General features: G+C 57.9%; 10 protein-coding genes. 6 read left to right on the forward strand and 4 right to left on the reverse strand.

Annotation, left to right across the window (positions count from 1 at the left end; translation table 11 throughout):
• Positions 1–30: 30 nt before the first annotated feature.
• The gene (locus DSD30_RS08205) at positions 31–1,056 is read right to left on the reverse strand and encodes a LacI family DNA-binding transcriptional regulator (RefSeq protein WP_171021935.1); all 1,026 of its coding nucleotides are present in this window, start codon (positions 1,054–1,056) and stop codon (positions 31–33) included.
• A 252-nt stretch (positions 1,057–1,308) separates the two neighbouring features.
• Here DSD30_RS08205 and DSD30_RS08210 point away from each other — a divergent pair, with 252 nt between their 5' ends.
• On the forward strand, positions 1,309–1,986 hold the full coding sequence (locus DSD30_RS08210) for a D-lyxose/D-mannose family sugar isomerase (RefSeq protein ID WP_114009148.1): 678 nt from the start codon (positions 1,309–1,311) through the stop codon (positions 1,984–1,986).
• 126 nt (positions 1,987–2,112) lie between these two features.
• Here the strand turns inward: DSD30_RS08210 and DSD30_RS08215 are convergent, their stop codons facing one another.
• The 3 genes from DSD30_RS08215 to DSD30_RS08225 form a co-directional block, all read right to left on the reverse strand.
• Positions 2,113–2,448 carry an acyl-CoA thioesterase gene (locus DSD30_RS08215; RefSeq protein ID WP_245418438.1) on the reverse strand — a complete coding sequence of 112 codons (336 nt, stop codon included), beginning with the start codon at positions 2,446–2,448 and terminating at the stop codon, positions 2,113–2,115.
• 225 nt (positions 2,449–2,673) lie between these two features.
• Positions 2,674–3,375, reverse strand: coding sequence for a GntR family transcriptional regulator (locus tag DSD30_RS08220; RefSeq protein ID WP_114009679.1), 702 nt, complete (start codon positions 3,373–3,375; stop codon positions 2,674–2,676).
• A 2-nt stretch (positions 3,376–3,377) separates the two neighbouring features.
• A complete protein-coding gene (locus DSD30_RS08225) occupies positions 3,378–4,748 on the reverse strand; it encodes a formimidoylglutamate deiminase (RefSeq protein ID WP_114009150.1) in 1,371 nt (456 codons plus the stop codon).
• Between the two features lie 136 nt (positions 4,749–4,884).
• Between DSD30_RS08225 and hutI the strand changes: the two genes are divergently transcribed.
• From hutI to DSD30_RS08250, 5 genes are all read left to right on the forward strand, one after another.
• Positions 4,885–6,042, forward strand: coding sequence for an imidazolonepropionase (hutI, locus tag DSD30_RS08230; protein WP_245418406.1), 1,158 nt, complete (start codon positions 4,885–4,887; stop codon positions 6,040–6,042).
• Positions 6,039–7,556 (forward strand): histidine ammonia-lyase, encoded by a 1,518-nt coding sequence (hutH, locus tag DSD30_RS08235; protein ID WP_114009152.1) that lies wholly within the window; start codon positions 6,039–6,041, stop codon positions 7,554–7,556. The genes hutI and hutH overlap by 4 nt, the downstream gene beginning before the upstream one ends.
• Positions 7,553–8,335: an N-formylglutamate deformylase gene (gene hutG, locus DSD30_RS08240; RefSeq protein WP_114009153.1), complete on the forward strand. Its 783-nt coding sequence runs from the start codon at positions 7,553–7,555 to the stop codon at positions 8,333–8,335. Before hutH ends, hutG begins: the two co-directional genes overlap by 4 nt.
• Positions 8,335–10,008: a urocanate hydratase gene (gene hutU / locus DSD30_RS08245; RefSeq protein ID WP_114009680.1), complete on the forward strand. Its 1,674-nt coding sequence runs from the start codon at positions 8,335–8,337 to the stop codon at positions 10,006–10,008. Before hutG ends, hutU begins: the two co-directional genes overlap by 1 nt.
• Positions 10,009–10,096: 88 nt before the next feature.
• Positions 10,097–11,182: a TRAP transporter substrate-binding protein gene (locus DSD30_RS08250; protein WP_114009154.1), complete on the forward strand. Its 1,086-nt coding sequence runs from the start codon at positions 10,097–10,099 to the stop codon at positions 11,180–11,182.
• Positions 11,183–11,252 lie beyond the last annotated feature (70 nt).

Below are 11,252 nucleotides of genomic sequence, written 5' to 3' on the forward strand. Positions count from 1 at the left end.
GCATCCACCGAAAAAACAAATCCCAGCGCCTCAGCTGCCGTCCGTTTCAGTGAAAACCGCTTGCGGTGTCTGGATGATCTGCTGAACACCTGACGTCTCGCCACGCAACTGTGCCAGCATCGCCCGTCCCATCAGCTCGCCCGCTTCACGAATATCTTCGGAGAACCGCTCAAGACCCGGATGGATCTGTTCAAGGATAACCGAGTTGGTCTTGACCACGGCGTGATAGTCGACCCCACGCTGCCGCCCAAGCTCACGCAAGCCAGAATGAACCGCCAGATAGGAGCCTTCCCCCAAGCAGACGAACCCGTCGATGTCATTGGGGCCATTGGGGCCGAAATAGCTATCGACCCAGCCACGCATATCAGTCACGGAGGATTCCAGCGACAGATTTTCAGGGATGACATAATCCATCCCGCGCTCGCTGACCGCCTTCATGAAGCCATAACGCAGATGCTGATGCAGGGTAAATTGATCGCGTGGCAGAATGATTGCGATCTTCTTGCAGCCCTTGTTGGCCAATCGGGTCGCCGCCCGATAAGCAAAGGCCTCATTGTCGAAATCAACAAAATTATGAGCCTGCGAAAAATCGGTCCGCCCGTGGCTGATAAAGGGAAAATCCTTCTCCAGCAAATATCGGATCCGTTCATCGAAATTGCGTGTTCGGGTTAGTACGATGGCATCGGCCAGATTGTTCTGCACCAGCCGCCGTATCGGTTCCATATCGTCATCTTCGGTGAAGGTGGGCGTGATCGTCAGGTGATAATCCGTGCCGCGCAGCGACTGCGACAGACCGGTGATCATCGAACTGCCGAAATCGAGCATTTCATCCCACGGATTGAGCACCAAGGTGATGACCCGCGTTTTGCCAGTCCGCAAACGCTGCGCCGCCCTGTCGGGAACATAACCGATCTCGGAAGCAACACGCGCCACTTCCCTGCGGGTTGCCTCGGCGATTTTCGGATCGCCCTGCAAAGCCCGTGAAACTGTCGTGACGGCCAACCCCGTCATTTCTGCAATCGTTTTCTGTGTTGGCCTGATATTCCCTTTTGTCATTCGTATCCGTTTCCGATATCGTGTCATCAAGGAGCCAAGTTGCGGCCACCAGCCTTTAACACGTCATCCTGACGCATTTGCCCGAGTCCCTGCGGCACTATACACCGGTTTCCAAACAGATAGGACCTATCCTTAGCTATCAGTTTGAAACGATTTAAGGGACTTTTGGCAAGGTATCTTCTTCACATACCCCGGCTGTTTCGCAACGGCAACCCTATTATTACACAGTGCAGATATGAACAGGACAAGACCATGAAACGTTCCTATATCAACGAGATCCTGAAGGAAGGCGACGCCTTCATTCGCTCTTTCGGATATGTGATGCCACCTTTTGCCTATCTCTCGCCCGAAGAGATGAAGGCGGCCGACCATTCCATCTATGTGGAGCGCGGCATGGGCTGGGATATCACTGATTATGGATTGGAAAAGTTTGACGAACTGGGTCTTTTTCTGTTCACCGTACGCAACGGCATTGCCGATGACCTGAATAAAGGCACCGGCATGCTCTATGCCGAAAAGATCATGATCAGCCGCAAGGACCAGCTTTCCCCCATGCATCGCCACTATATCAAGGCGGAAGACATCATCAACCGTGGTGGTGGCAAGCTGGTACTGGAGCTGTTCGCCCCCAATGAGGACGGCACGATCAACCGCGAAAAAGATGTCACCGTGCCGGTCGATGGTCGTCTGGTCACCTTGCCAGCGGGCGGTCTGCTGAAACTCGATCCGGGCGAGAGCGTCACCCTGATGCCGGGTGTCTGGCATGCCTTTTGGGGTGAAGGCGGCGATGTGCTGATTGGTGAAGTTTCCACCGTCAATGACGACCGCACCGACAACTGGTTCGAAATGAAGATTGGACGCTTCTCCAACGTCGAAGAAGATGTCGCCCCGACCCATCTGCTGGTCTCAGACTATGACAAGTTCCTCTAAGACGGGGCACAACTGAAGATAGGTCACCTTCAGGCCAAACAAATAACCCGTCACCAATGCATCGAGGCAACGTGCCTTGCTAGCACTGATGGCGGGTTTTTCATTGCCGAGAAGTCAGGCGTCTGATCACTCGTAGAAAATCGGGCGGGGACGACCCTCTTCTCCAAGCGCAACAAAGACAAATTCCGCTTCGGTGACAATATCGGACTTGTTGGCATAACGCGGCCGCGCCCAGACATCGAGATGGATGGTGATCGAGCTGGTGCCAACTTTGGACACCGTCGCATAGAGGGTCACCTCGTCCCCCACCTTGACCGGGCGGATAAATTGCATACCTTCGACCGAAACAGTCGCACAGCGCCCCTGCGCCACACGCGCAGCCATATTGCCGGCAGCCAGATCCATTTGCGACATCAGCCAGCCACCAAAGACATCACCCGCCGGGTTGGTATCCGCCGGCATGGCGATGGTGCGCAGGATCAGTACACCGTCCTTTTGCTGTCGCCCATGGGAAGCCAGCTTTCTGGCCCGCTCCAACCGCTCCTGGCACTCTTCAGTCATACTATCGCTTCCCTAAGCTGTTCCCCACAAAGTGGCCGATCATCGATGCGGTCCGACTGTAATGATCTGGTACCAAAAGGGAAATGCAACGATTGCCTATTGTGCAAAAACCAGACAATCCGGCGCCTAGCTGTTGGTCGAAAGCCGATAGCCCGGCGCGGTAGTCGCTCGCACATGGGTGATCGGGGCATCATTCAGCCACGTCGTCCTCTCGATATGAAGCAAGGCTGATCCGGGCGCAACAAGCATTTGTTCTGCAATCTCGCCCAAGGCAGCCTCGGCATAAAGCTGCACCGAACAGCGATTATACGGCCGGTTGCGCACCAGCCATTCATTGGCATTCTGGCGCTTGAGATCGACCTTGAGGATCTCCGGCACGGTTTCAAGGCTGATCCAGCGATCCTCATAGATGAAGGGCTTGCCATCTGACAGATGCAGTGCCTTGATATTCAGCATCACTTCCCGCTCCACCAGTCCCATCACTGCAGTAACTGATCCGGGCGCCAACAGATGCCGACAATCGACCATGTGATAGGCATAGACAGCACCACTCATTTCCACTTCCAGCCGGGTAACCGGAATATCGAGCCGGGTGCGGGTCACCGGATCGGTACAGACGATGGTGCCCCCCTTGCGGCGGCGCTCGACAATCCCGCTCTCCGCCAGGGACCGCATGGCCCGATGAACAGTCGTCCGGGCACAGCCCAACTCTAACGCCAGATCCTCATCGCGCGGCAACTTGTCCCCCGGCCTATAAGTGGCATCGAGAATGCGCGAATGGATAAGCTCCCGAATATCGGACCAGCTGTGTTTTTGGTCGGAAGTCAAAGTCAATGATCCAGTTGCTTCATCACCGCCTTGTAGCGATCCACGATGGCATCGCGGGCAATATGGCGGCCTTGTTTGACGATAGGACGGCCCGCACTCCACACATCCGTGATGCAGCCCTGCCCGCGCCCTGAGAAAATCAGGCTATCCAGTATCACATCCCCTTCACGGCCACAAATACACTCATTGTCGGTGTCCAGCGCAATCAGGTCTGCCTCAGCTCCCGCCTCAAGACCACCTGCTGCCCTCTGGGCTGCCTGAGCCCCACCAGCTACGACGGCATCGAACAGGAACCGACCGGTTGATTTCTCCATCGTGGCGTAGGCTGCGCGGCTTCGATCTCGCAAACGTTGGGAATATTCCAACTGTTTGAGCTCTTCCCACAGGCTGATCTGTATATCACTGTCCGAACCGACACCGATCTGGCCACCAGCTTGGGCAAAGGCGACGCCATTGAAGATGCCATCCCCCAAACTGCCTTCGGTGATCGGGCACAAGCCCGCCACCGCACCGGTATTCGCAAGCCCGACCGTCTCATCGCTGGTCATCTGAGTGCAATGGATCAAACACCAATTGGGCTTCACGTCATGGTTGGCGAGCAGCCACTCCACCGGACGTGCCTTGCGATGAGCAACCAGCTCCTCGACCTCAGGCACCTGTTCGGCCAGATGCATATGCAACGGCTTGTCACCGGCCAATTGCACCGCCCGTTTCAAGCCCTCCGGATCGACCGCCCGCAAACTGTGCGGCGCAACGCCAATAGTCCAGTCATCAGGGCCCGAAAGAACCGTGGCTTCGGCCTCCTGATACAGCTTGGCAAACTGATCAAAATCGTTGCCAAATCGTCTTTGCCCACCCGCCAGAGGACGCTGGTCACAGCCGCCATATTGATAAAAGACCGGTAGCAGGGTGAGACCCAGCCCCGTCGCTTGCGCTGCCGCAGCGATCCGATCCGCCATCTCGCTCAGGCGATCATAGGCGACGCCCCCTTGAGCATGATGGAAGTAATGAAACTCCGCCACCGAGCCAAAGCCCGCCTCGGCCATTTCCATAAAGGCGAGCGCCGCGATCGCTTCCATATGGTCCGGTGTCAACTGGTCAAGAAACTTGTACATCAAGCGCCGCCAGGTCCAGAAACTGTCCTTCGGATCCGGGCCCTTGGCCTCCGTCAGTCCGGACATGGCCCGCTGGAAGGCATGGCTATGCAGATTGACCGGCGCAGGCAAGATCAGGTCAGCATGATGATCCGCCGGCTCCATCGGTCCCGCTTGTGGAGAAATGCGTTCGATCTTTCCCGCCTTGGTGAGACAAATATCGACATTCTTTGCCCAACCAGTGGTCAGAAGCGCCGATTTTGCACGGATTTTCATCATGGAATTTCCCCTCGAGACAATGAAGCAAAATTGCAGTTGACATTATTATGTTGCTACATATTAAATATTAATAGGCACATTAACAAGGGCCCTGTCGATGCCAAAAAGCACTTTATCTAATCTCACAATCGCGACGATGAGGGATCATTCCGGCTATGGACTGATTGAAAATGGCTCGATTGTTCTGGATGGCTCCTCGATTGTCTGGGTCGGGTCTTCCGACACTCTGCCAGCCGAATTTTCGTCTCTGGAAAGCACGGATTTTGAAGGCCGGTTGGTAACGCCAGGCCTGATTGATTGTCACACCCATCTTGTCTATGGCGGCAGCCGCGCCCGCGAGTTTGAAATGCGTCTGAACGGCGCAAGCTACGAAGAAGTGGCCCGTGCAGGTGGCGGCATTGTCTCGACCGTCAGCGCCACGCGTGAAGCCTGCGAGGCTTCCCTGTTGGCCGATGCCCTGATCCGCGCCGATCAGCTAATCGCTGAAGGGGTCACCGCCATCGAGATCAAGTCCGGCTACGGCCTCGATCTTGAGACCGAACGCAAAATGCTGCGTGTGGCTCGCACGCTGGAAGCCATGCGCCCAATCCGGGTGCGCACCACCTTCCTTGGCGCCCATGCAACGCCCAAAGGCATGGAGCCGGACGCCTATCTTGACGAAGTGTGCCTGCCTGTTCTTGATGACTGCCACAGCGCGGGTCTCGTGGATGCGGTAGACGGCTTTTGCGAGGGCATAGCCTTCTCGCCAGCTCAGATCGAGCGGGTCTTTGAGCGCGCCCAAAGCCTTGGTCTGCCAGTCAAACTGCATGCCGAACAGTTAAGCAACATTGGCGGCACGCCCCTTGCCGCCCGTTATAATGCCCTGTCCGTCGATCACGTGGAATATGCCAATGCAGACGACGCCAAGGCCTTGGCCAAATCCGGCACGGTGGCGGTCCTGCTGCCCGGAGCCTTCTACACCTTGCGCGAAACACAGGCTCCACCGGTCGATGCCTTCCGCGCTGAAGGTGTGCCAATGGCGGTTGCCACCGACTGGAATCCCGGCTCCTCGCCCCTTGGCTCGCTGCTGCTGGCGATGAATATGGCCTGCACCCTCTTCCGCCTCACCCCGGCAGAAAGCCTTGCGGGCACCACCAAACAGGCAGCCCGCGCTCTGGGCTACAGCGATGCGGGTATCATTGCCCCGGGCATGCGGGCTGACCTCGCCATCTGGGACGTCACCGACCCGGCAGAATTGTCCTATCGCATTGGCTCCAATCCGCTGCACAAACGCATTTTCGGAGGGCTCGCATGAGCATCACCCTAATTCCCGGCAGCACAGATCTGGCGGTGCTGGAAGCCATTTGGCGCGGCGCAAGCTGCGCCCTTGATGCCGACGCAAGGAAAGCCGTCGAGGCTGCCGCAGCCATCATCCGTGAAGCCGCCCAAGGGTCGGTCCCGATCTATGGCGTCAATACCGGCTTTGGCAAACTGGCTTCCATCCGCATTGCGCCCAAGGATACAGAAACCCTCCAGCGCAATCTGATTCTGAGCCATTGCTGCGGCGTTGGCGAAGCGCTGGATACCGCCTCGACCCGCCTGATGATGGCCCTAAAACTTCTGTCTCTTGGCCGCGGCGCATCCGGTGTGCGCTGGGAGGTATGCGCCCTCATCGAAGCGATGCTGGAAAAAGGCATTGCCCCGGTCATTCCGGTGCAGGGCTCTGTCGGGGCGTCGGGCGATCTCGCCCCTCTGGCCCATTTTGCCGCCACCCTGATTGGCGAAAGCGAGGTCTTCCACGAGGGCAAGCGCATGCCATCGCCCAAGGCTTTGGACCAATGCGGCCTGAAACCTGTCGTGCTGGGCCCCAAAGAAGGCCTCGCCCTGATCAATGGCACGCAATTCTCCACAGCGCTGGCCCTGACAGGCCTGTTCAAGGCCTTTGCCATGCTGCGCAATTCGGTCCTGAGTTCCGCGCTCTCCACTGATGCCATCATGGGTTCCACCCAACCCTTGCAGCCTTCTATTCATGCCCTGCGCGGCCAACCGGGCCAAATCGACGTCGCCCGCGAAATGCGTGCCCTGCTCGATGGCAGCGAAATCCGTGAAAGCCACCGCGAAGGTGATACGCGGGTGCAGGATCCCTATTGCATCCGCTGCCAGCCACAGGTCGCCGGCGCTGCTCTCGATCTGTTGCGCTTTGCTGGTCGGACGCTGGAAATCGAGGCCAACGCGGTCACTGACAATCCGCTCGTCACCGAAGATGGCATCCTGTCGGGCGGCAATTTCCATGCCGAGCCGGTGGCCTTTGCCGCCGACCAGATCGCACTGGCCCTCTCGGAAATCGGAGCCATAGCGCAGCGGCGCGTCGCCCTGATGGTTGACCCGACCCTCAGCTTTGATTTGCCGCCTTTCCTCACCCCGAAACCGGGCCTCAATTCGGGCTTCATGATTGCCGAAGTCACCACCGCCGCCCTGATGAGCGAGAACAAGCATCTGGCCAATCCCTGCTCGACCGACAGCACCCCAACCTCGGCCAATCAGGAAGACCATGTCAGCATGGCGGCCCACGGCGCCCGCCGCCTCGACCGGATGGCCGCCAATCTGTCGGTGATCCTTGGCGTTGAAGTTCTTTGCGCCGCGCAGGGCATCGAGGCCCGTGCCCCCCTTAAAACCGCGCCACGCTTGCAACAGGCCATCGCCACCTTGCGTCAGCAAGTCCCAACCCTTGACGAGGATCGTTTTCTGGCCCCCGACATCGAGAAAGCAGCACAGCTCGCAGCCGATGAAACGCTGGTCAAGACCGTCAATCTGGAGATTCAACCATGAGCCTTCTCGACATCAAGCAGGGATCATCGCCTCTGGTGCTGGGCTTCCCCCACACGGGCACCGAAGTGCCTGCGGACATTGCCCTCAAGTTGAACGATAACGGCCTGAAACTGAGCGACACCGACTGGCACATTCACACGCTCTATGAAGATCTCGCCCCAGACGTCACCAGTGTGCGCACCAAGATCCATCGCTATGTGATCGACGCCAACCGCGACCCAAGCGGCGAGAGCCTCTATCCCGGCCAGAACACCACCACCCTTGTGCCGACCACCGATTTCGACGGTGTTGCAATCTGGAACAATGAGCCCACCCCTGAAGATATCGAAGCCCGGCGTCTCGCCTACCACGCCCCCTATCACGCGGCATTGCAGGCCGAGATCTACCGCGTCAAGGCAATCCATGGCTTTGCCATTTTATATGATTGCCACTCGATCCGCTCAGACATTCCCTTCCTGTTTGAAGGCATTCTGCCCGATTTCAACATTGGCACAAATCTTGGCACGACCTGCGCCCCGAGCATCGAGAAGGCCGTGGTCGACATTTGCGGTGCCGCCGAAGGCTATTCCAGCATTCTCAATGGCCGCTTCAAGGGCGGCTGGACCACACGCTATTACGGCCAACCAGAGGATGGTGTCCATGCCATCCAGATGGAACTCGCCCAATCTAATTACCTCGCGATCGAAGCCGCCCCGTGGGATTATGATCCCACCAAAGCTGAGCGCCTGCGCAACCATCTGCGCACGATTGTGAGCACGCTCATCGAATGGAGGCCATGATGACCGATCCACGCAAAAATTCCCGTGACATCTTCCCGCCGACCGGCACAGAAATCACTGCCAAAAGCTGGCTAACCGAAGCGCCGATGCGGATGCTGATGAACAATCTGCATCCAGATGTCGCCGAAAATCCGCACGAACTGGTCGTCTATGGCGGCATTGGACGCGCAGCCCGCACATGGCAGGATTTTGATCGCATCGTCGCCAGCCTCAAGGATCTTGAAGAAGACGAAACCCTTCTGGTCCAGTCCGGCAAACCCGTCGCCGTGGTTCGCACCCACAAGGATGCCCCGCGCGTGCTGATCGCCAATTCCAATCTGGTGCCCAACTGGGCCAACTGGGATCATTTCAACGAGCTCGATAAAAAGGGCCTGATGATGTATGGCCAGATGACCGCTGGCTCGTGGATCTATATCGGCACGCAGGGCATCGTTCAGGGCACTTACGAAACCTTTGCCGAAGCCGGTCGTCAGCATTATGACGGCGATCTGACCGGCAAATGGATCCTCACCGGCGGCCTTGGCGGCATGGGCGGCGCTCAGCCACTGGCCGCGGTCTTTGCAGGTGCTTGCTGTCTGGCGGTAGAATGCAACCCGGACAGCATCGACTTCCGCTTGCGCACCAAATATCTCGACGAGAAAACCGACAGCCTTGATGAAGCGTTGGAGATGATCGAGCGCTGGACCAAGGCGGGCGAGGCCAAATCTGTTGGACTGCTGGGCAATGCCGCCGATATTTTCCCACAAATCCATCGCCGAGGCGTCCGCCCCGACATCGTCACCGATCAGACTTCGGCCCATGACCCGATCAATGGCTATCTGCCACAGGGTTGGAGCGTCGCCGAATGGAAGGAAAAGGCCCAAACCGCCCCCAAGGAAGTCGAAAAAGCCGCCCGCGCCTCAATGAAGGTTCATGTCGAAGCCATGGTGGCCTTCCACAAGGATGGCGTCCCCACCGTCGATTATGGCAACAATATCCGCCAGATGGCGCTGGAAGAGGGCTTGGAAGACGCCTTCGCCTTCCCCGGCTTTGTGCCAGCCTATATCCGCCCGCTCTTCTGCAAGGGCATCGGCCCCTTCCGTTGGTGCGCCCTTTCCGGCGACCCGGAAGACATCCGCAAGACCGATCAGGCGATGAAAGAGCTGTTCCCGGAGAATAAGCATCTGCACAATTGGCTGGATATGGCGAGCGACCGCATCGCCTTCCAAGGCTTGCCCGCCCGCATTTGCTGGATCGGCTTGGGGTATCGTCACCGTGCGGGCCTCAAATTCAACGAAATGGTCGCCTCGGGCGAGTTGAAAGCCCCAATTGTCATTGGCCGCGATCATCTCGACAGCGGCTCGGTCGCCAGCCCCAATCGCGAAACCGAAGCCATGCAGGATGGCTCGGATGCGGTCTCCGACTGGCCTTTGCTCAATGCCTTGGTCAACACCGCCAGCGGCGCGACTTGGGTCAGCCTCCATCATGGCGGCGGCGTCGGCATGGGGTTTTCGCAACATTCGGGCGTGGTGATCGTTGCCGACGGCACCGACGATGCCGCCAAGCGGCTCGAACGGGTACTCTGGAATGATCCGGCCAGTGGTGTCTGGCGTCATGCGGACGCAGGCTATGACATCGCTCTTGACTGTGCCCGCGAACATGGTCTGAAATTGCCGGGCATTCTGGGCACCTGACCAACAAACAAAGCGTTTCAAAAGACATAACAAGAATAAGGGCAAAGCAAGCCCACCCACACATCCACCTTCCCAGAGGAGTTATCAAATGGAAAGAAGAACCTTTTTGAAAGCAGGCGCCGCCGGTCTTGCCGCCGGAGCCCTCGCCACCCCGGCTATCGCCGAGGGTAAGATGCAGTGGAAAATGGTCACCGCCTGGCCAAAGAACCTGCCCGGCCCCGGCGTAGCCGCCCAAATGCTGGCCGATCGCATCACCGCCCTGTCCGGCGGACGCATCGAAGTCAAACTCTTTGCTGCTGGGGAACTGGTCCCCGGTCGCGGCGTGTTTGATGCCGTCAGCGAAGGCACCGCCGAGCTTTATCATGCCGTGCCTGCCTATTGGGGCTCCAAATCCAAAGGCATCCTGTTGTTCGGTTCCCAGCCTTTTGGCCTGCGTGCCGACGAACAATTTGGCTGGCTCTATCATGGCGGCGGTCAGGCGCTCTATGACGAAATGTATGGCCGCTTCAAAATCAAGCCATTCCTGTGTGGCAACTCCGGCCCGCAATGGGGTGGCTGGTTCCGCAACGAGATCAACTCTCCGGATGATCTCAAGGGCCTGAAATTCCGCACCACCGGTTTGGCTTCCGAGATGGCTTCCAAGCTCGGTATGGCCGCAGAAGCCATGTCCGGTCCGGCCATGTTCCAGGCCCTGCAGACCGGCGCTCTGGATGCGGGTGAATTTATCGGCCCATGGACCGACAGCGCCCTTGGCTTCTTCCAGGTGGCGAAAAACTATTATTGGCCGGGGGTTGGTGAGCCTTCTTCGGCTGAAGAATGCGGCGTCAATGCAGATGTCTATGCCGGTCTGCCGGACGATCTGAAACAGGCCGTCAGCCTTGCTTGCGAGAGCCTCTACAATCCGGTTTGGACCGAATATACGACCAAACATGCGGCAGCCCTCAAGAACATGGTCGAAAAAGAAGGCGTTCAGGTCAAAATGTTCCCTGAAAGCGTCATCAAGGCCATGGGCAAGGCAGCAGGCGAAGTGATTGATGAACTGCGTCAGGATGACGACGAGCTGGTCAAGCGCATCACCGAAAGCTTCGTCGCCTACCGCGATAGCGTCGGTGGTTACATGACCTTTGCCGACAATGGCCAGATGAACGCCCGTGCGTCCATCATGGGCTATTGATCGGACAGTCCTCGACGCATTTACACCATCAATAATATGCCTATCTTTGGTCCGGCGCACAGACATGCGC

The sequence above is a fragment of the Cohaesibacter intestini genome, assembly GCF_003324485.1.
Taxonomy (GTDB): Bacteria; Pseudomonadota; Alphaproteobacteria; order Rhizobiales; family Cohaesibacteraceae; genus Cohaesibacter; species Cohaesibacter intestini.